The 21,622-nt window shown below is 47.5% G+C and carries 17 protein-coding genes, 1 pseudogene and 1 riboswitch; of the genes and pseudogenes, 6 read left to right on the top strand and 12 right to left on the bottom strand.

From position 1 onward, the window contains the following. Positions 1-43 precede the first annotated feature (43 nt). The gene (locus ACYQ2N_RS10590) at positions 44-382 is read right to left on the bottom strand and encodes a glutaredoxin family protein (RefSeq protein WP_459999204.1); all 339 of its coding nucleotides are present in this window, start codon (positions 380-382) and stop codon (positions 44-46) included. 176 nt (positions 383-558) lie between these two features. Beyond that, complete coding sequence (locus ACYQ2N_RS10595) at positions 559-3,216, bottom strand: rhodanese-like domain-containing protein (RefSeq protein ID WP_459999205.1); 2,658 nt, start codon at positions 3,214-3,216, stop codon at positions 559-561. Positions 3,217-3,527: 311 nt separating this feature from the next. On the opposite strand from ACYQ2N_RS10595, the gene ACYQ2N_RS10600 reads away from it, so the two are divergent. Next, a complete protein-coding gene (locus ACYQ2N_RS10600) occupies positions 3,528-4,127 on the top strand; it encodes a phosphate propanoyltransferase (RefSeq protein ID WP_459999206.1) in 600 nt (199 codons plus the stop codon). A gap of 131 nt (positions 4,128-4,258) precedes the next feature. Here ACYQ2N_RS10600 and ACYQ2N_RS10605 read toward each other — a convergent pair whose 3' ends face one another. The 9 genes from ACYQ2N_RS10605 to ACYQ2N_RS10645 all read right to left on the bottom strand — a co-directional run bounded on the left by ACYQ2N_RS10605 (position 4,259) and on the right by ACYQ2N_RS10645 (position 16,747). After that, a complete protein-coding gene (locus ACYQ2N_RS10605) occupies positions 4,259-4,576 on the bottom strand; it encodes a hypothetical protein (RefSeq protein WP_459999207.1) in 318 nt (105 codons plus the stop codon). Positions 4,577-4,942: 366 nt separating this feature from the next. Then, positions 4,943-6,784, bottom strand: a complete 1,842-nt coding sequence (gene htpG / locus ACYQ2N_RS10610; RefSeq protein WP_459999208.1) for a molecular chaperone HtpG — start codon at positions 6,782-6,784, stop codon at positions 4,943-4,945. Between the two features lie 219 nt (positions 6,785-7,003). Next, positions 7,004-7,825, bottom strand: a complete 822-nt coding sequence (locus ACYQ2N_RS10615; protein WP_459999209.1) for an NADH-quinone oxidoreductase subunit B family protein — start codon at positions 7,823-7,825, stop codon at positions 7,004-7,006. Between the two features lie 14 nt (positions 7,826-7,839). Further along, complete coding sequence (locus ACYQ2N_RS10620) at positions 7,840-9,561, bottom strand: NADH-quinone oxidoreductase subunit D-related protein (protein ID WP_459999210.1); 1,722 nt, start codon at positions 9,559-9,561, stop codon at positions 7,840-7,842. 2 nt (positions 9,562-9,563) lie between these two features. Then, the gene (locus ACYQ2N_RS10625; RefSeq protein ID WP_459999211.1) at positions 9,564-10,922 is read right to left on the bottom strand and encodes a hydrogenase 4 subunit F; all 1,359 of its coding nucleotides are present in this window, start codon (positions 10,920-10,922) and stop codon (positions 9,564-9,566) included. Positions 10,923-11,029: 107 nt separating this feature from the next. Further along, positions 11,030-11,689: a hydrogenase gene (locus ACYQ2N_RS10630; RefSeq protein WP_459999212.1), complete on the bottom strand. Its 660-nt coding sequence runs from the start codon at positions 11,687-11,689 to the stop codon at positions 11,030-11,032. A 6-nt stretch (positions 11,690-11,695) separates the two neighbouring features. Next, positions 11,696-12,640, bottom strand: coding sequence for a respiratory chain complex I subunit 1 family protein (locus tag ACYQ2N_RS10635; RefSeq protein ID WP_459999213.1), 945 nt, complete (start codon positions 12,638-12,640; stop codon positions 11,696-11,698). Positions 12,641-12,651: 11 nt separating this feature from the next. Next, on the bottom strand, positions 12,652-14,757 hold the full coding sequence (gene hyfB / locus ACYQ2N_RS10640) for a hydrogenase 4 subunit B (protein ID WP_459999214.1): 2,106 nt from the start codon (positions 14,755-14,757) through the stop codon (positions 12,652-12,654). 406 nt (positions 14,758-15,163) lie between these two features. After that, positions 15,164-16,747 (bottom strand): ClC family H(+)/Cl(-) exchange transporter, encoded by a 1,584-nt coding sequence (locus ACYQ2N_RS10645; RefSeq protein WP_459999215.1) that lies wholly within the window; start codon positions 16,745-16,747, stop codon positions 15,164-15,166. Positions 16,748-17,134: 387 nt separating this feature from the next. Between ACYQ2N_RS10645 and ACYQ2N_RS10650 the strand changes: the two genes are divergently transcribed. The 5 genes and pseudogenes from ACYQ2N_RS10650 to ACYQ2N_RS10670 all read left to right on the top strand — a co-directional run bounded on the left by ACYQ2N_RS10650 (position 17,135) and on the right by ACYQ2N_RS10670 (position 20,490). After that, positions 17,135-18,013, top strand: coding sequence for an ABC transporter ATP-binding protein (locus ACYQ2N_RS10650; protein WP_459999216.1), 879 nt, complete (start codon positions 17,135-17,137; stop codon positions 18,011-18,013). Positions 18,014-18,085: 72 nt separating this feature from the next. Further along, the gene (locus ACYQ2N_RS10655) at positions 18,086-18,886 is read left to right on the top strand and encodes a DUF2705 family protein (RefSeq protein ID WP_459999217.1); all 801 of its coding nucleotides are present in this window, start codon (positions 18,086-18,088) and stop codon (positions 18,884-18,886) included. Between the two features lie 46 nt (positions 18,887-18,932). Then, positions 18,933-19,589 (top strand): TetR/AcrR family transcriptional regulator, encoded by a 657-nt coding sequence (locus ACYQ2N_RS10660; RefSeq protein ID WP_459999218.1) that lies wholly within the window; start codon positions 18,933-18,935, stop codon positions 19,587-19,589. 41 nt (positions 19,590-19,630) lie between these two features. Continuing rightward, positions 19,631-19,801: riboswitch (cobalamin riboswitch) on the top strand. A 142-nt stretch (positions 19,802-19,943) separates the two neighbouring features. Then, a pseudogene (locus ACYQ2N_RS10665) lies at positions 19,944-20,344 on the top strand (phosphomethylpyrimidine synthase ThiC). Beyond that, positions 20,326-20,490 carry a phosphomethylpyrimidine synthase ThiC gene (locus tag ACYQ2N_RS10670; protein ID WP_459999219.1) on the top strand — a complete coding sequence of 55 codons (165 nt, stop codon included), beginning with the start codon at positions 20,326-20,328 and terminating at the stop codon, positions 20,488-20,490. The pseudogene ACYQ2N_RS10665 and the gene ACYQ2N_RS10670 overlap by 19 nt, the downstream one beginning before the upstream one ends. 40 nt (positions 20,491-20,530) lie before the next feature. Here ACYQ2N_RS10670 and ACYQ2N_RS10675 read toward each other — a convergent pair whose 3' ends face one another. Continuing rightward, a complete protein-coding gene (locus ACYQ2N_RS10675) occupies positions 20,531-21,601 on the bottom strand; it encodes a helix-turn-helix transcriptional regulator (RefSeq protein ID WP_459999220.1) in 1,071 nt (356 codons plus the stop codon). Positions 21,602-21,622 lie beyond the last annotated feature (21 nt).

Consider the following 21,622-nt stretch of genomic DNA (forward strand, 5'->3'; position numbering starts at 1 on the left):
ATTGCCCTGAAAAAGTCGTACAGCGTTCCCTTTTCAGGGGGCACTAAGTAGCCACCGTAAACTCATGCGTACATTTGGGACAAGTCACTTTAATTCTGCCCATATTCACAGGCACGCGCATCTTTTGGGAACACTTTTCGCAGAGGATTAAGCGGTGGTCTATCAGTTGCAAAAGTTTAGCCCGGTCAAACCCCACTACGAGTTCATCCCCGATCATAAAAGTGGGCACTCCGCTAATCCCTCTTTTCTGCAGTTCCACCCGGGCAGCATCGTCTCTATTAATATCCCTTTCTATGAAATAAATATTATGCTGGGAAAGAAACTCTTTCGCCATCGTACAATACGGTCAGGTCTGGGTCGTAAAAATGGTTACATTCTTCATCGTAGCAACGTTAACCTCCTACTCACACTATATAACATAGGCTTTAAGTATTGATATTATTATACCCCTCAAGGCCAAATTCTTCCACTATCAAACTCCAGAAAATAGCCCCCGGCCGAGCGGCCAGAGGCTATTAGAGCGTTTATTCAATTGAAACTAGTTTCCATTGTGGGCGATCACTTTACAATCTCATAACTTGAATCGGCGCTCCAACCGTGTTTGAAGGTTTCCATGCCAAAGCCGAAGTCGAGGCTCTTACAAGTAATGCCGAGGATGTTCATGAGTGAATCCACTTGCCCGGCGGTTTGGCCGGTATAGCAGTAAACCACCATGATCTTGCCTTGGGCTTTTTCCTTGAGCATACTCAGGTTTTCCGCAATTTTCGGGCCATACGGAACATTAATGGCTCCTTTAATATGCCCTATAGCATAGACATCGGCTTGGCGCACATCGACCACGAAGTACTTCTCAGGATTGGCCGCCAGGGCAGCTTTCAGATCAGGATTACTAATCTTATACACATCCGCCGGCATGTTAGTGAAGTAATTTTTCACCGCGTCATCCATAGTCTTGTTGGGACTGGCTACAGCCGGAGCATCGGGCATAGCAACCGCCTGAGTGGAAAGTTTGTAGCTCGGGTCTTTGGCGGCTTCTGCTAGCCACCCTTTTTCAAAGCCGTCTTTCCCCATCCCGAAATTTAGGGAACGGGTTGTAATTCCGGCCAAGTTTAGCAGGGAATCTGTCTGCCCGGCTGTCTGGCCGGTATAACAGGCTACTACGAGGGTCTTGCCCTTGGCCACGGCCCTGATCTTGTCGAGGTTAGTGGCGATGTCCGCGCCGAAAGCGACATTAATCGCCCCCGGAATATGTCCCTTGTCATAGGCATCTTTCTTGCGGATATCAAGCACCACATATTGGTCAGGGTTCTTGGCCAATCCGTCTCTGAGTACGGCTTCGGCAATCTTGTAGCTGTCAGTGGGCATGTTTTGGAAATAGGCGGCTACAGCGTCACTGTATCCTTCCACAACTTCATTGGCCGGATCCGCGCTCCATCCATGCTTAAAGGTGTCCATGCCAAAACCGAAGTCAAGGCTCTTGGCGTTAACTCCGATAATGTTTAAGAGGGAATCAACCTGGCCGGCTGTTTGCCCGGTGTAGCAATAAACAACTGTTATCTTGCCTTTGGCTTTTTCCTTAATCATGCTCAGATTGTCCGCGATCTTAGCTCCAAAAGGAACATTGACTGCCCCTTTGATGTGGCTCTTAGTGAATACGTCAGGTTGGCGTACGTCGAGCACAAAATATTTTTCCGGGTTAGCGGCCAGCGCGGCTTTCAGTTCCGGATTACCGATCTTATAAGAATCTGCAGTCATATTTTCAAGGTACTCTTTAACCGCATCATCAAGTACAGCATTGGGGCTTGCTACGGTCACAGCGTCAGGCATAGCCACCGGATCTGTCGACAACTTAAAACTCGGGTCTTTGGCATTCTCCGCTAACCAGCCTTTTTCAAAGCCGTCTTTGCCCATGCCGAAATTTAACGAAACAGTCTTAATCCCGGCCAGATTCAGGAGAGAATCAGTTTGCCCTGCGGTTTGCCCGGTGTAGCAGGCTACAACCACTGTTTTATCTTTGGCAGCATTGCGGATTTTCTCCAAATTTTTGGCGATGTCGACTCCAAAAGCTACGTTGATTGCTCCCGGAATGTGCCCTTTGTCATAAGCATCCTTGCGTCGAATATCGACCACTAGATATTTCTCAGGGTTTTTAGCAAGAGCATCGCGCAGTACTGCTTCCGCAATTTTATAACTGTCTGAGCCCATGTTCCTGAAATAAGCAGCTGCCGCATCAGTGAACACCTTGTTGCTGTCTTGCTCTGAAGTCAGATTTAATAGTACAGTTTTCTGGTCATAGGTGATGATTCCGGTTCCGCCAATGATGGAGATGTTTTTAACTTTCCCTTTGACAGAGTTAAGATACGTTGTGATAGCTGCTGGCACCTGTTGGTCAAGGTACAAAAGAGGAGCGTTGTTCTTGGCTGCCAGATTGGCACCTACCATGGCATCAACGAAATCCAGACCGGTTGCCACAAAGATTGTTTCCGCGTTTGGCTGAAGCCCGGCGGCAGCTTTGGCAGCGGTCTCAAAGCGGTCAACACCGAAGAAACGTTGCGGGCTTGGCAGTTTCGCATATACCCCAGCTCCGATAACCGCTTCTCCTCCAAGGACAACTGTGCTTTTGACTCCAGCTTGAGTCAAAGCATCTTGCGTAACCTGAGGCAAGGAATCCTTCTCTGCATAAAGAATTGGGGCATTGTTGGCTGCAGCCCAACTCGTGGCCGGCAGGGCATCTGCATAGCCGGACACGATAACTGCTTTATCTGTTTTGCCTAAAGCGGCAGCTATATTGGCTGCGGTTGCGTAGAAGTTGTCACCGTCATAGCGCGTAACATTATAGCTTTTCTTTAATTCGGTCTCGGATTGAGCGGAGATAACCCCGGTGCCTCCGATAAGGTAAACATTTTTAGTCTTGAAGTCTTTGAGCGCTTTCGCGGTGGTTTCCGGCACTGCCGCTGCATCTGTGAGTAGGATAGGCGCATTCAGCTTATAGGCCAGTGGTCCAGCGGCGGCGGCATCGTTGGCAGCGTAGCCATTAACTAAGACTACGTTATCTGCCCCGTTGGCCCAGCCTGACTTGGCTACCTGAACTGCAGTCAGAAAACGGTCATACCCACCGATTCGTTTCGTGTCAGCCAGAACTGTTGCCGGGAAAATCAGCGTGATCAACAGGACTGTAACCAGGAAGATTGTTAACGCTTTCCGTTTTGCAACCATGCTTTTAACTCCCTTCTCTTTTTTAGGCTAATATTGATAAAGATATTACATTCACAATCTAATAGTTCACCCCCTGTATTAAAATTAATTATGCTTCTTATTTATGTAGTACTAGATAATATTCATGGTCAGCTTTAAGAATCCTGCCATAAACAACCTCTAATCCCATTATTTTTTTCTTTACCCCTATAACCAAATCAAAAAGTTCCACTAGGAGAATAATTCAGACACGGCGGTTTTTGGGAATCAAGGTGTATAATGAGGGTGCAAAAAGCAGTGGCAGGTTTTTACCAAACAGGAGGTTGATTGGAATGGCTATTTTGCAAGTTCCTGTGGAAATATCTAACCGTCACATCCATTTGTCCCAGGAGCATATCGAAGCTTTATTTGGCCCCGACTATCAGCTTACTCCACACAAGGAACTAAGCCAGCCCGGCCAATTTGCCTGTACCGAAACCGTTACCCTTGTCGGCCCGAAAGGGTCAATCGTTGGTGTGCGTGTGCTCGGCCCGGCCAGGTCTGCTTCGCAAATAGAGCTGGCAGCAACTGACACCTTCAAATTAGGGGTCAGGCCGCCTGTACGGGATTCCGGCGATTTGATGGGTACGCCCGGCCTGCAGGTTGTTGGCCCCAATGGCAAGCTTGAGCTTGAATGCGGAATAATTATTGCTGCCCGGCATATCCACATGACTCCTAAAGAAGGCTTGAAGTTCGGCCTGAAAGACGGAGCACATGTGTCCGTAGAAATCCCGGGCCCACGCGGCGGCGTTTTTAACAATGTCCTGGTGCGGGTTAGCCCTCAGTCAGCATTATTTATGCACATTGACACTGATGAAGGAAATGCTTTTTCTTTGCATAATGGGGATCTGGTAAAGGTCTCGGTTGGTAAGCACCTTCAGGTCGCAAAGTAAGTTATTGAGAAAATAATAATCAGGGTTAGGAAATAATAAGAGCCAGCAAGAGTGAACTGAAATCTTGCTGGCTCTTTTTTTCCTTTATCTTGTCTACGATACATTCCGTCTAATGTAAAATCTTTTTGAAGCTACTGATGTACCCTTGACCCAGCAGAATAATTCAAGACCCGTATTGCCGAAGCCTTAAACGGCTTGAACATTTGGCTGTTGCGCACGTAAAGCATTAAATCAACAGTAACCATGGCGATGTTAATGAAGTACAAATAGAGCACAAAATCATAGTTATACAGAACTTTGTGCAAAATCCCGGCGGTATACCCTACAATCACCACAATCAAAAAGAGCGGGCTCTTGCCTTCGGTCGAGCCTGATTTGTACGACCGGTAAATTGAAAAAGGCCAAGCCGCCCCAAAACACAAAAGCATTAATGCTTCAAAAATATCCATCGTTATCTCCTCCAAGTTAGTGATAATTCTTTAACCAAAACTGAAGCTTGCGGACTTAAAATGCCCAAAACTATTAGGTTTCTTTAATTATACACCTGCTTGTAAAGAAAAAACTTAAAATAAACAAAGAAGTAATATTAAATATAGCTTTTTTAGTATGAATTTTCATAAAGTCAGAGTTTTTGCATAGTTTTCCACGACTAAAGTTCCAGATAAATTGAAAATATGCACCCGGAGTTCTATGAGAGTTGTAAAAAGCTACAACTTCCTAACTTATTTAGAAAGTTGTAGCTTCAAAAGAAAAAGGAGGGATCTCCTCCTTTTTCGAACTGATTAGGTATTACTCATTGATTTGTTCACCAAAAACTAACCTAGGGCCTTCTCCAGAATCTCATTAAGTCGCTTCACCATCTCGCGCGGGTCGACGATTAACCCTGCCGCTATGCGCGCGTTTTCAAAAATTTGTTCGGTTGCGGTTCTGGCAAACGGGTCATCCAGTTTGCGCAATTCATTTAGCTTTTGAATAATGGGATGCGCAGTATTTAGCTCCAACACACTGGGAGATGGAGCATTAAGGTCTCTGTTCGTCATCTGCATTACGCGCTGCATGCTGTATGTCCCATATGCGCTTAAAGCGATGGCCGGGCTGTCCACCAGGCGTTTCGACTCTTTAACTTCTGTCACTTGCTCCCCTAACACCTCTTTCACCCAGGCACTTAAAGCCTCAACTTCCTCTGCAGGTAAACCCGCACCAGCTGTTTCTGACCCCTGGGCCAGATCCAGGTCGGCTTGGTCTGCTGACACCAATTTCTTACCCTCGAATTCTCCCACCATGCTTAGGATATAATCATCGACCGGTTCGTGCGTATAGATCACTTCGAAGTCCTGCTTGCGGAAAACCTCAAGATAAGGGCCTGCTTCGATAGCCTCCCTGGTCGGTCCGTTGACATAATAGACAGACTGCTGGCCTTCTTTCATGCGGCCAACATACTCAGAAAGGGAGATCAAATGGCCCTTGTCCGCAGCAGATGACTCAAAACGCAGAAGCTTTACTAGTTCCTGTTTGTGCGTAAAGTCCGTAGCAGCCCCTTCCTTAATAAACGTCCCAAATTTATCCCAAAACGCCTTGTATTTTTCCGGTTCAGAGGTAGACTGTTCATTTAAGAATTTAAGAAAGCGGCCAGTTACAACTTTATTTATTTTAGCAATCAGAGCACTGTCCTGCATGGTTTCTCGTGAAATGTTCAGCGGAAGTTCCTCACTGTCCACTACCCCTTTGGCGAACCGCATCCACTCGGGCAGGATGTCCTTGGACTGCTCCTGAATCAGGACTTTTTTACAATAAACACTCACTCCCGGTTCCATGCGACCGAGGCCGAACTTCTCGAAGTTCTCTTGCGGTACAAATAAGAGAGCATTAAGGGAAAGCGGTGCGTCCGATGAAAAATGCAGGCGGAAAAGTGGTTCATCATACGCATTGGCAATAAACTTGTAAAACTCTGTGTACTCCTCGTCCGTAATCTCGCTTTTATTTTTAGTCCAAAGGGCTTGAACGGTGTTGACTTTTTCCCCGTTAACCTTAATCGGGTAAGGCACGAAGCTGGAATACTGCCGGATCACGCGCTTGATCGTGTCCGGGGTGCTGAACTCATAAGCGTTCTCTTTCAAGTGCAGGACGATCTTGGTGCCGCGTGCCAGCTCTGGCCCTTCCTCGATCTGGTAGCTCCCTGTTCCTTCTGAAGTCCAGACATAGCTTTGGGCGTCAGGCTGATAAGAACGGGTATAAAGCACTACTTTATCCGCAGCCATAAAGGCCGCATAGAACCCAACCCCGAATTGCCCGATTAAGTTCAAATCTTTTTTATCCCCTTGAGCTAAGAGTTTAATAAACTCTTTAGAGCCGGAGTGGGCAATCGTGCCCAGGTTTTCCACCAGTTCCTCCTTGGTCATCCCTATCCCGGAATCTATGATGGCCAAGGTGTGAGAATTTTCGTCAGTTTCGAGCGAAATTTCTAAAGGCAAATCCTTGTCTTTAATCTCTTGCCCGCTAAGCTGCAGGTACCTTACCTTTTCCATGGCATCAGCAGCATTCGAAATCAGCTCGCGCAGAAATATTTCGCGTTCGGTGTAGAGAGAGTTAATGACTATGTCCAGCAACTGCCGGATTTCCGTCTGAAATTCCCGTGTCTCAACTGAGGAATTGCTCATCTTCCTACCTCCTCGTATAATCAATGTTTACATAACATACTTCATAAGGTATATCTGTTAAAGTATTATAACGATTCTTTGTACGAAAGCAAGCCCTTCTCCCTATTTTATTTGAGATCCCTCGCCAGTTTCCCTACATTTAGCGAGTCCCGAGGACGCGGGGACGGTTCTCGTGTCTATTTCTCGTGTCTATTTCTCGTGTCTATTTGGATTTTGTGATTAAGGCTTGTTCGAACGGCCCACTGCCTTAAGCAGACCTTGAATCAAAGCCTGGGGCCGGGGCGGGCAGCCGGGAATATAGACATCGACATGCAGAATATGATTGACCCCGCCGGCACTGGTATAACTTTTCCCGCAGATGCCGCCGCTGCAGGCACAAGTTCCCACCGCTACCACCAACTTAGGGGCCGGTACGGCCTTATACGTCTTTAAAGCGGCGATCTCTAAATTTCTGGTCACCGGGCCTGTTACCATCAGGACATCCGCATGGCGAGGTGAAGCTACAAAATCAAAGCCCAGGCGCTGTACATCGTAGACCGGACCGGTAAGCGTGGTCATTTCCCATTCACAGCCATTGCATGAGCCCGCATCAAGGTGCCGGATGTGCACAGAACGGCCAAAGATTCTGGTAATATCCCCAGACTCACTGCCTGTACCACCTACACTTCCTACACTCCCCAAACTTCCCGAATTCGCTGCGCTTTCGTCAATTCTTCCTGCGCTCTGTGCGCTTTCCGCCAGTTCGAACTCTGTACTCAGGGTTAGCGCTCCGTTCGGGCAATCCTCGGCGCAATATCCGCAAAAAAGGCAGCGCTTGGGATCAAGCGCCCAATACCAAGAAGAATTCGGAGAACCGACAGTTCCTTGCTTCAGGGCAATGGCTCCGCTGGGACAGACCTCGGCACAGTTGCCACACCTTTGACACCTCTCCTGAGCCCATGTAGGCAAGCCCCGAAAACCTTCCGCCGGGAAATCGGGCTGCTGTGGGTAAGAAGTTGTAACGATTCCAGTTTTAAGGCTCTTTTTAAATAGCCTGAGCACTTAGTCTAGCCTCCTTAGCGATCCAAACACGAGTAACATAGTTCGAAGCTTTTATTAATCAGCGGAAAATCCGGCACGATATTGCCTGGTATGGTAGAAGGTACCACCGGCCAGTTGCAGTAGGAAGCAGAACGCACCATATGCCGAAAAATCGTCCCATCCCCGCCAGCCATCACAAAGTGCACATTCTCACCGCGCGCTGATTCCGTGATCCCAACGGCATGACTGTAAGGGGCGATCTCTCCCAAAGGCGAGCGCAGTTCCCCGGCTGGCATGCTCGCCAAAGCCTGCCTGACCATACCTATTGACTGAAAGGTCTCATCCATACGCACTTTGACCCGGGCCAGCACGTCCCCTTCCGTGTACACTGGAACCTCAAAGTCCAGGCTCCCATAGGCCAAATGCGGCAGATCGCGCCGCGTATCCCGCGCAATCCCCGCGGCTCTGGCTGCCGGGCCAACCGCGTGCAGATCGCGGGCTATCTCATGCCGTAAAATCCCGGTGCCCTGAACCCGATCGAGATAAGATTCCGTGGTCAGGAGAATCTCCGTCAACTCCCGAAATTCTCTCTCTACCCGGGCTAGAGTCCCCAGGATAAGTTCCCGGTTCTGATCGCTGATATCACGTCGAACACCGCCGGGAGCGTTAATCCCCCGCAAAAAACGGCTGCCAAAGACCGTTTCGTTCAGGTGCTGCAGCTCCTCTTTCAGCCTGGCCCCGTACATCGTGCCAAAGGCAAAACCTAAACCGGCGCAGATATTCCCCACATCTCCAATATGATTATACAGACGTTCCAGCTCGAGGCCGATCGTACGGATAAACTCAGCCCGCTTGGATATAACAGTCCCGGACAGTTTCTCAAGCGCCAGGCAATAGGCGGTAGCATGCGCGAAGGAACAGGCACCGCACATGCGCTCGGCCACTAACACTCCCTGGCGCGGGGTTTTACCTTCCGCTACCTTCTCCATGCCCCGGTGGGTATAGAAAAACCTAGCCTCCAGATTGAGCACATTTTCCCCCACGGCGCTGAAGCGGAAATGCCCAGGCTCGATAATCCCGGCATGGATCGGCCCGACCGGGATTTGCATTACTCCTTCCCCTTCCACCCTGCTGAAAGTAAACTTGCCGTCTGAGCGCGGCACTTCAGACTTTAGCATAAAGTCCTTGCGCAAAGGAAACAGCCCTTTAGGCCAATCTTTATGCACAGCCAGGCGGCGGATTTCCGGATGCCCTTTAGGCTCCAACCCGAACAAATCCCTGATTTCCCGCTCATACCAATGCGCCGCAGGCACCAATGGAGTCAAGGAAGGAAAAAATGGCTCTCCCTCTGCCACTTCGGTTTTCAACACGGCCACATACCCTTTCTGGTACTGAGCAAATACATAATAAAGAGCAAATTGCCCCTGGATTTGCCGTTCATCACTTCCGAGAAGCTGAATCAACTCAAATCCCAGCTCGTGACAGAGTTTCGCTCCCAACTCGGCTATCTCCTCTTTGGGGATTGTCAGGTGGATTTCGTCAGGATTACTCTCTGTTACCTGAACCTGTCTGTTCCCATGATGATCTATATACTCTTGGAATTTCGCTAATTTAGACCCTGACTCGGGAATCTCCCTCGGATCCTCTACCGGAGTCTTCATCCGAGTTTTCGACTGAGTCTCTTTCTGAGTCTTCACCTGAGTCCCGATCCGAACCTCATTCTTATCCTTTTCGCTTACAGCATACTCCTTTGTCATCTTTAGTTCCCCCCTGCCATCACTGCTACGACTTGGCGCAAGATACCGTCAACAAACGGAGGGATGTAAAATCCCATCAGAGTCATGGGCACAAGGGTAAGGGAAAGCACAGCCAAGGACCATCGATCTGACTGGGTTTTTTTGATGCGCCCGGGAGGTGCTCCCAGAGCGACTTTAGCCGCAGTATACACAATCCCGGCAAAAATCAGCGTGATCAGAGCCAGCATCAGGCCCGCAGCCCCATACTTACCCTCCGCAAATCCGGCACTCAGGATTGTAAACTCGCTCGTGAAAATACCAAAAGGAGGTGCCCCTCCAATGGCAAAAGCCCCCAGGAAAAGTGCTGTTCCGGAAACAGGCATGACAGACATTGCTCCTTTGATTTTCCCGATCTTTTTCGTGTGGTAATGCTGGGTCACATTCCCTGCCGCAAAGAAGAGGAAGGACTTAGTCAGCGCATGATTGAGCATATGAAGAAAAGCTCCGTACAGAGCTAGGCGGCTCCCCAGCCCTATAGCGGCCACGATAATCCCCATATGCTCAATGCTCGAATAAGCAAACAGCCTTTTCAAATCATGCTGGACAATGATGAACGGCAATGCCACCGCAATCGAAATCAGGCCAAAAATAAGCAACAGATTAAAGGAAAAGACCCCTTGCGACTTGGACACAATTAAGTGAAACCTTAGAATCCCGTATAAAGCGCAGTTCAGCAAAACCCCGGAGAGCATGGCGCTGACCGGTGAAGGAGCCTGGCTGTGGGCATCCGGGAGCCAGGTATGCATCGGGGCCAGCCCGACCTTGGTTCCATACCCGACCAAAGCAAAGACAAACGCCAGTTTCAGCAGTTTAGGATTTAGATTCCCGGCCTGCGCAACCAAACTGGGCCAATCAAGAGAACGCCCCTCCCCTGTGACTGACACAGCCGCATAATGCAAAAGAATCGTACCAAACAGGGCGAAGATGATCCCAACCGTGCAAATGATAATATACTTCCAGGCCGCTTCGAGTGAGCCTTTTTGCTCGTAAAACCCAACCAAGAGGGCAGACGCCAGGGTTGTCCCTTCAATGGCCACCCACATAATACCGAGGTTGCCGACCATCACGACCGTAAGCATCGTAAACACAAAGATATAAAACCAAAAATAATACCAATGTAAGCGCCTGGGGGCTATTCCCCCCTCCTTGAGTTCACGCCCGGTATAAGAGATTGAGTATAACGCTGAAGTCAATCCGACCACCGCGATAATGCTGATCACAAAGGCGCTTAAAGCATCAATATAGATAAAGCCCCCCAGCCAGGCCAACGTTCCCTTCCGGAACACTCCTGAAGCGAGTGACAGCCCTGCCCACGCAATCAAGACCCCTCCTGAGGCGTTGATGAAAGTAAGGGTCTTTTTATTTTTGGTTAAGATACTTAAAAGGGCTATCAGTAAAGGTAAGGTTAATAAAACAAGCGGCATTGCATTCATCCCCGTAAATTCCTCAGATTTTCTGTGTTGAGGGTGTCAAAAGTGCGGTTGATGCGAAAAGCCAGAACCCCCATAATTAAGACCCCGATTAAAATGTCCAGGAAAATCCCCAGTTCCACCACTAAAGGCATGCCGTTCGTGGTGCCCAATCCAGCCAGCGAAATCCCGTTTTCCATCAGGAGAAACCCGGTAATCTGCATGACCGCCAACTTGCGGGTCATGATCACAAACAGCCCCATCAGAATCATGGCCACTGACGCCGGCAGTGCTTCATGCACTAAGCCGGAACCTTTGCCTACAATTTGCCCAGTAGCCAGGTAGGAAACGATCACTAACGCTCCCGCAATCAGAAAAGACATTCTGAGGCTGACGTAAGCGTTTACTTCACGGCTGACCCCCACGCCGCGCACAACCCTGGTAAGAATATAAGGAATCACCCCTGCTTTGACCGCCAGTGTGAGCAGGGCCGCAATGTACATTTCCCCGATCCCGGTGGCCCACCCCAATACCGCGCTAAGTCCGGCGAGCAGCAACGCCTGGGCAACGGCCAGCTTAATCACCGTGTCCAGCCGCCGCGAACCCAGCACTGCAAAGCAAGTCCCTAAGATCAAAGTAATTAAAAAATTAACCACACCCAAATAATTGCCTAAAGCCACTTTCCCTTACCTCCTGAGCAGAAAGTTAGTAATCAAACCCAGTAATCCCAGCAAAAAAGCACCTGTCAACAGATCAGGAACCTTAAACAACCTCATCTTGCCTAAGGATGTCTCGATAATCGCCATGATAATGCCCAACACAAATACCTTTAGGATAAAGACCCCGGTCCCCACTGCAATCGAGCCCAAGTCTAAATCCAGAGCAATCCCCCACGGGAAAAAGATGTTGGCCACCAATGCAAAAATAAGGATCTGTTTAAGCGCAGCCCCCAAAGTAAGCAGGGCTAACGGCTTGCCCGAGTATTCGAGCAGCATTCCTTCGTGAATCATGGTAAGTTCCAGATGAGTATCGGGATTGTCCACCGGGATGCGCCCGGTTTCCGCAATGGCCACTACGAACAGGGCCCCTAATGACATCAAATGGGTCGGCGTGAGGACTGCCAAGCCGACCTGAGCCACTCCCGCCACAATCGCCGTGAGGTTCGTCGTCCCGGCAGCGAGCGCCATCGTAAACAAGGGCAGCATCATCGCCGGTTCAGCCACTGAGGAAAGCGCGGCTTCCCGGCTGCTGGCCATCCCTCCGAAAGCGCTCCCCGCATCCAATCCCGCTAAAGCTAGAAAAAAGCGGGCCAAAGCCAACAGATAAATAATCAGGATAACATCTCCGGTAAAAGCCCCGCCACCGCGGGTGGAGGCAACCGGCACCAAGGAGGCAATGACCAGCATCGAGCCTAAGTAAATGTAAGGGGTAATGCGAAAGATCCAGGAAGCATGTTCCGAGATCACGGACTCTTTGTTCATCAGCTTCGATAAATCATAATAAGGCTGCCAAATACTCGGACCCTGGCGGCTCTGGAAAAAAGCCTTGGTCTTTTTAATAACGCCCACGAGCAAGGGCGCTGCCGCCACCAGCAATAAGAGCTGGTACACGCTAAGCATTACCTTTAACATCCTGGCACCTCCTATCTGGCGAAAATGAGCAGAACCACTAAGGTGACGAAAATATAACCTACGTACAAATGGATACTCCCGGATTGTAAAAAGCGCATTTTTGCGGAAAACTTAAGAAAATATCCGGTTAGTGGACGGTAGACTCCGTCTTCGAACACCGGCTTAATTGCCCCTTTATAGAGAATGCGCCTGGTAAAATAAGGCTTAAGGATATATTCCTTTTCAACTTCCCTGGTGGGAAACAAAATGCGGCGAAAGATAATCCTAATCGGCTTGGAAAACGAGGTTGCCGTATACTCCATCTGCGGCGTGAGTTCCATGCCGCAGTTCCAGGTTTCCTCAACTCTGACCGTACCCCCGCGCCCAACGCGTTTCACAATAATGTAAACCACTAAAATTACGGCAGCTAAAAGCCCTAGCACGAGCAGCGGGGACAATGTTGTGCCCGCAACACTTGCTGCGCCAACACCCAAATTAACACTAAGCCAGCGGTAGCCCCCTAGGGTCTGTACACTCTCTACTCCCAGCAAGGCGGCGGTCACCGGGCTTAATAATTTTATGATGGTAACCGGGAACACCCCGACCACGAAACTGAGCAAAGCTAAAATACCCATCCCGGCCCGCATACTTACAGGCACTTCTTTGGCCCTTTCCGCGTTGACGCTCCGTGGCTGAGCCAAAAACTGAATTCCAAACGCTTTTACAAAACAGGCTGCGGCCAAGGCCCCAGTCAAAGCCAGGGAAGCCGCAAACACCGGCCCGGAGATTTTGAGGGCAGTTCCCCCCGGTCCTGAACCCAGCATCAACAATGATTGAAAGGTCAGCCACTCGCTAACAAAGCCATTGAAAGGGGGCAGAGCCGAGATCGAGATCGAACCGATCAGGAAAAAGAAGCCGGTCCATGGCATCCGGCGTAGAAGACCTCCCATTTTTTCAATATCGCGGGTACCTGTGGCATAATGAACGGCACCAGCCCCTAAAAACAGCAGGCCCTTAAAAACCGCATGATTAAATACATGGAATAGCCCGGCAGCCAGCGCGACCACAGCCGCTTGCGGCAGACCGTACCCCATAAAGATAAGCGCAACCCCGATACCCATGAGAATTATCCCGATATTCTCCACACTGTGGTAAGCCAGGAGCCTTTTGATGTCATGCTCCATTAAGGCATACATAACACCAAGGAGAGCAGAAACCGCTCCAATGGTCAGAATCAAGACCCCCCACCAGACCGGGCCACCCCCCAAGATCTGGACAACGACGCGCACGAAGCCGTAAATTGCGGTCTTGAGCATAATCCCGGACATGAGCGCCGACACATTGCTGGGCGCAGCCGGGTGCGCTTTGGGCAGCCAGATGTGCAGGGGCACAATCCCCGCCTTGGTGCCAAAGCCCAAGGTTACAAGCAAAAAAATGACTGTTTTCAAACCCGGAGCCAGCTTTGGCCCCAGCTCAGCAGCTTTAGCAAAACTAAAGCTCCCTGTTTCCCGAAACAGCAGCAAGAATGCCAGAATAATGAATACAGTACCGATATGCGTCATTACGATGTAGATAAACCCGGCCTGTCTCACCTTGGGATCGCGGTGGTCAGACACCACTAGGAAGTAGGAAATGAGGGACATTAATTCCCAGCAGAACAAAAACATAAAGGAAGTTCCGCTAGCAACCAAGAAGATCATCGACAAGAGAAAAAAGTTATATAGAAGCCCGAGCACCCCCACATTATGCTTGCCTATGTACTCCTTCATATACGCAAAGGAAAAAACAGATACCGCCAGGGAAACTGTGGAGATCACCACTATAAAAAAGGCGGAGAGCGCATCCAAGTTCAGGGAAAAATCCAAAGTCGGAATTGCTGAGGACTTTAGGCTTAATTCGAGCGTCACTCGGCTCAAAAGGGCAGATACCCCAAAGATAATCCCGGCAAGAGACCCCGCTGTGGCAAAAGTAAATGCCAGATATACACTTAAGCGCTCTCTCTTATGGGTGAAAAAAGAAAGTAAGCCTCCTAGAAAGAGCAGGCCTACCATCAGTAAAAACATGGATTTATAAAACAACATCTCTAATTCTCCCTTACCCCGAGGTACGCATAAAATAAGTTTATCCCCGGCGTGCATATGGGTCAAATCCCTTTAGTACTCTTAATCTCTGACTTTGACATATAAATCTCGCTGACGGATGCTCACAGGCAATTACCTACTAAAGTCACTAAAATTCCCCTCTTTACGACAGATTTCAAGATTTTACATGAATTGTCTGAAAAAATTCAGGGGCTTCGCACTTAACGCGAAGCCCCTAGCTATATCTAAGTCTAAATCTACATCATATATCTTGTATTAACGAGAAGACTCCCACTACTGTTCCTGATTAATGCTACTTAGCTACATTAATTTTCTCGATCTCGTGCTTCATAATCTTATCAGCCGCTTTGCCCTAAACCATGCGGGCATAGACATAGAAGATGATCCCGACAGCCGATAATTACAAGAGATGGCTTTCTGTAACCCTGGCTGCCAGTTGCCGTTACTCCATCATGCTTTCCTCAGCCATACCGAGCAAATGATTTCTAACATTCACAACCTGACTCTCATCAGCGAGAACATAGATATAATCACCTGGCAGTATTTTAGTTTCCCCTTTAGGGATAATTTCTTTATCTCCTCTTTTAATACTAACTAAGAGACAGTTCTGAGGCCAGGAAATATCTTTGACCATTTTGCCTGCGAACTTGGAATTCATCGAAACGGCGGCCTCCGTAATGACCTTGCCAGTGTGCTCATTAATATGACTTGTGCTTTGAGCTTGCTTTGCTAAAATCCTGTCTAGCAAGCTCTCATAAATGGGAGCGGTTTTCAGTAAATCACTTACTAAATAAGCGGTCATCGAAACAGTAACAAGTGCAAACATGTGTTCCAGAGTTCCTGTCATTTCCGTAATAAGTATGCTTCCCGTAATGGGGGCCTTAACAATGGCCGTAAAATAGGCAGCCATCGCAAATACAATAAAGTTATTGACAAATACGGGGTTCAGATTGAAAAAGTGCTCTAATACTTGGGCATAAATATTTCCCGTTAAGGCACCAATTACTAATAAAGGCAGAAAAATTCCACCGGGTACTCCTGAACCAAAACTTAACATGGTAAACAGGAATTTCACGATCCAGAGGATCAGTAGAAACTTAAGCGCGTATTTAGTATCTGCCAGAGAATCAACCAGAGCATTGCCTCCGCCGAGGACTTGGGGCAACACGAAACCCAGAATCCCTGCCACAAATAAGGGAATCATTATTTTAACTGCCCGCGGAACGCGTGAGAAATAATCATATCCTTTCAAAACCCGGATAAGAGTATAATTAAACAGGGCCCCCAGAACTCCGCTAATGACACCTAAGCCTATTAAATAACCATAGGTACTTAGGGGCAAAACCGGAAGATTAGGAAAGTCAAAAACCGGTCTTTGCCCAAAAACTTTCTGCGCCACAAAATCTGCTGTTAATGAAGCTGACATTGCCGACATAAGAACTGCCGGAGAAAAATTTTTATGAAGCTCTTCCAAGGAAAATATCACGCCCGCCAAGGGTGCACTAAAGGCGGCAGCCAATCCGGCGCTGGCCCCACTTGTAATTAGATATTTTTCCTCAATCCTAAGTCTCTTAAAAAAGCGGCTAAAGCCCTTCGCTGTAACTGCCCCTAACTGTACGGAAGGGCCCTCACGCCCTAAAGATAAGCCCGCTCCAATCGCTAAAATTCCGCCAACGAACTTCACGGCCAGCACTTTAGCCCAATTCATTTTTAGATGGCCAACAAGTTCACCCTTAACTTGGGGAATTCCGCTTCCTGCGGCCATTGGCTCTTTTACGCCTAAAAAGCCTAAAATAAAGGCTAAAATTACCAAAATGACAAACCAAAGCAAGACTGCCATCGGTCCCGTTTCCTGCAGCAAAGGAAAAAGCTTGCTGCGCCACAAGTCAGCCTTTTCAAGCACTAACCGAAAAGTTACCACAACAAGGCCCGACAATAGTCCTACCATGATGCCTTCTAAAAATATTTTTAATTTAAAATCTCGCCAGTGAATAATTGGATAATAATCTTTATGCCTAACTTTCATTTATTTACCACCTAAGGTTAATTGAATCCCAACACCATAAAAAAAACAAGCGTTAAACTACTATAACGCCTGGCTTAAAAGGGAATATTACCCTCTAACATAGTTCTGCATATCGAAAGGTATCTCCAGTGCTAATTCCGCATCAGTTAAAATGATTCCACCCGGAAACTCTTTTATCCACTCTCCGTAAATCACTTAACATTCACCCCTGTTGCTTATTTAGTGTATATAAATTTCTGCAACATGAGATCATGTTCCTGCGCAAAGATTGCTAAAACAAGAAATTATTATCGCAAGCGAGATTCTCTATTGTGTATTGACCATATGGTCAAGGTGGTGTATTCTAATGTTGAATTGACCACGTGGTCAACCGGGAGGGATGATTGCATGAACGCCATTGAGACGAAAAACCTAACCAAGTTCTATGGTAAAGCCAGGGGAATCATTGACTTAAATTTAACGGTCGCTCAAGGGGAAATATTCGGGTTCATTGGGCCTAATGGTGCGGGAAAATCCACAACCATCCGAACTTTACTCGCATTCATCTATGCCAACTCGGGCAGCGCTCAGATTTTCGCTAAAGATTGCTTCTCCCAATCAGCTTTAATCAAACGCGAAGTAGGTTATCTGTCTGCGGAAGTGAATTATTACGATGATATGAAAGTTGGGGAATTATTCGCTTATTCCGCTAAGTTCTATGGTAAGGACTGCAAAGCCCGAATCAAGTCATTGAGTGAGCTTTTTGAACTTAATTTAGATAAAAGGATTGGCGAACTTTCTCTAGGCAATAAAAAGAAGGTAGCGATTGTGCAAGCCCTTCTGCATGAGCCCAAACTTTTAATTTTAGATGAACCAACCGGAGGATTGGATCCCCTGATGCAAAACCACTTTTTTGAACTGCTAAAAGAAGAAAACCTTAAAGGCACGACCATTTTCTTTTCCTCGCACATTTTAAGCGAAGTGGAAAAGATGTGCCACCGGGTCGCAATCATAAAAGAAGGCCGCATTTTAAGGGTTGAGAGTGTGGAAAAGCTTAAACACAATCGGTTTAAGAAAATCAAGTTGGAATTAACAGAGTCAGACAACAACCGGATTATTGATATGTCAGGGATTACTGATCGCAAGTTCAAGAATGGGCATGTTGAATTTCTTTATAGCGGAAACCTAAATGCCCTAATTGAACGACTGACTCAAGTAAGTGTGAATAATTTGCTGATTGAAGAGCCTTCCTTAGAGGAAATTTTCATGCATTATTACGAGAAGTAACTCATAGTCCTCACCCCAGAGATCGTTCTCCAAATACTGATGCCCAAAATTTCAATTTAAGGGGATGAGCGTATGCTTATGTTTAGGCGCGAATTAACAAGGAATCGCAGACAATTCCTGATCTGGACCATCATCTTGGTTTTGGCGAGTGTCGGGATGATGGCGATGTTCCCGAGCATAGCTGACCAAGCGGACAAGTACACGGAACTGCTGAAGAACTCTCCCAAAGCCATGGCAAGTGGCCTGGGCGTTGAAAATATCGATTTTGCCAAGGTTCTGGACTTTTTTGCATACGTTATCCCTTATATCATTCTTTTTGCTTCCATCTATGCCATGCTCCTGGGAGCCGGAATCCTCTCTAAAGAAGAAGATGAGAAAACCATTGATTTCCTGCTGGCCAAGCCGGTAACTCGCAGCAAGATCGTGACAGCCAAATATGCGGCAACTCTTTTTTACATCTTGCTGTTTAATCTGGTTTTAACCCTGGCTAACTATGCGGCGATTGAAGCTGTGAGAGGAAACAGCGCTTACAGTCTCAAGGCCTTTTTGCTGATTTCGCTCGGCACTTTTCTGGTTCTGTGGACGTTTGCTTCGATCGGCTTCTTCCTGTCGGTCTTCGTGGTACGTTCAAAATCCCTTACCCCTCTGGCGCTCGGTATCGTGTTGGGAACCTATTTTATCAGCATCGCCTCGGTTGTATCAGAGAAATTGGTGAATCTAAAGTATATTACCCCCTTCCAATATATCAATCCGGCTGGCATCATTAAGAACGAACGGATCGATATGGTTTACCTGATCATTATGATCGCAGTGATTGTGCTCATGACTACGGGTACGTACCTGGCTTATCAGCGAAAGGATCTGAAATCATAATAAACTTAAATTGCTCTTAAATCGTACACTCGGGAGCTGAAAATCCTTGAACAAAAGTTTTGAAAACCTTGATGAATTAAAAAAGCAAAGAATTATAGGGGCCTGCGTGACCGAGTTTGCCCAAAAAGGGTATGAAAAAGCATCCACCAACGAGATCATTCAAGCAGCCGGTATTTCCAAAGGCCTGCTCTTTCATTACTTTGGCAGCAAGAAAAACCTGTTTCTTTATGTCCTAGACTATTGTCTGCAAATTATAATTACAAGTTTTCAGAGTTACCCTATGCATTATTCGGATGACATCTTTGATAAGCTCATGGAAATCGGGATGGTTAAGCTCCAAATCACTCATACCAACCCTGAAATCAGCAAAATAATCGCGCAAGCTTTCATTAATGCCCCGGAAGATATCCGCACTGAAATCCAAGCAAAATATGCGCAGCTTTATGCTCAGTTCATGCCGCCTGTTTTTGATGGGATCGATTACACAAAATTCCGCCCAGGGGTCAATCCCACCAAGGCCTTGGAAGTCATAACACTTTTCCTGGGAAGCTTGGAGCAAAAATACAGCAAAGTCTATGAAGGACGGGAACAGAGTTTGTTGGATGACATTCATCAGATTATGGAAGAGTACGCGGAATACTTGGAGATCTTAAAGTATGGAATGTACGCGCGGCAGGACGAAGATCCGGACTCTCCCTGTTAAAAACTCACTTGACCTTTTTAGGTTTTATGAATAAAATATGTTCAACTCAAAATGTTTCAGGTGCCCGTGAGGGAGAATAGGGAACCGGGTGAGATTCCCGGGCGGACCCGCCACTGTAAAGGTTAGCTGTTGCCAAGGCCACTCTGTAAGGGGGAAGGGGCAACGAAGCGATGATCCTGAGTCAGGAGACCTGCCTGTAACACACTATGCCCAACTCGGTGAAAAGTTGGTTTAGGTGAGGATGATGGTAAAATCCACGCTTTTTTCTAGCGTGGATTTTTTTATTTTACACAAGAGGGGGAATGTATTTTGACACAGTTAAGCAGTGCCTTAGATGGGACAATCACAGGAGAAATGGAACAGGTAGCTGCCCGGGAAGGTGTGGCTCCGGAATTCGTCAGGCAGGGAGTTGCGGAAGGCAGGATTGTAATTCCGCGCAACACGCAACGCCGCAACATGCTTGCAACCGGCATCGGTAAGGGGCTTAGAACCAAGTAAGTGCCAGCATCGGTTTGTATGGCAGGGAGAGCAGGATGGACATGGAGCTCAACAAAATTAAAGCAGCCGTGGAAGCAGGAACAGATTCTATTATGGATTTAAGCGTCAGCGGAGATATTGATGCCATGCGCAAGCCATGTGGAAGCAACCATCCAGATTCAGAAACGCGTGTGCAACGGAGCCCTTTGCCGCAGACTTGGCCAGGGGGAACAAACAGGCCTGGGAACGAGATTTGCACATGGCCAAGGCCCGGGTAACCCTTGATACAAACAGGCAAATTCTCCTTTCCGTTGATCCGGAGAAAACAAGGTCAGCGCTGGCCCCCGGCTCTACCCATGATCATTGTGCCGTATGCGGACCGGAATGCGCCGCCCAAGTTGCTGCCAAGTACTATGGGATTTGAGGCTAAAAAGCCCGCAAATCCATGGGCCTGGACCTGCGGGCTATCTCTGATTAAGCATTAATATATAGGTAAGCTCAGTGCGGTTATTAGCACCCGTCTTTTTATAGATGCTTTGAATATGAGTCTTGATTGTATTTTGGGATAAACTCAGAGCCTCTGCCAGTTGGGAATTGTTTTTACCCTGGATCAGCCCGTCGATAATATCCGCTTCTCTGCGGGTAAATTTGAATTTATAATCGCCTGTGCTCCGCTCCTCATCGCAGAACTCCATGATGGCAACAAACTGTAAGTTTTTACTCATTTTGCGGTCGTTTTTAACGAAGATGTCGATTTGCATATCGCCGTTTACCGTCTTGAGCAATTTTGAATACAAGAGAGCATTCGCACTGCTTTTTTTTGCTTCATCACTCAATAAATCAGCGCACATCTCCTTGATGTGGTAAAGTATGCTTGACCCGAACACCGTGGAGACCTTTAGCATTTCAATCCCGGTTACGTTTCCTCCGGTCAGGCCGAGCTCCCTGTCAAACAAACATATGCCTTTTCTTACACTGGTCTCTTGGTTTGTTTCAAGGTATTTCACCGCGATAATCGTATGTATCATACTAAAAACGGTGGATACATGGGGTTGAAGCAGGCGCAGAATAAATAAATCCTCATCATCAAAATCGGGTTTGTCTTTGCCTCGGTGCAGATAGATTTCACCTAAGAACTGACCTTTGTAAATGATACGCATACAGACGATGTTAAAACTATTTTGCGAGGAAAGGAATGCACTGCGTGGCTCATCGCTCACTTGCACAACACCATGGCTGTAATCCACTGATTTGTACACATACGCTTCACTACCTGCATGGCTGTTCTCAGCCTGACTCAAATACTGCTCCCTTTCCGGAAAGCTTTGCTTTTTGTAATAGGCTTCGATATTCCCACCGATATAAGGCTTGAAAAAGCTGCTATCCTTGCTGATTGCACAAAAGAACATGCCACTGTCATACATGACCAGTTCGTGAAGCTTCAGAATCGAAAGCTTTAAGAATTCTTCGAAAGAAAAACATTCATAGGCGTTATTGATTAACGTATTCAGCTTCAGTAGCTTTAGATGATCCATGTTCCCACCCGACCTATCACA

This window comes from Paradesulfitobacterium aromaticivorans, from assembly GCF_054657415.1.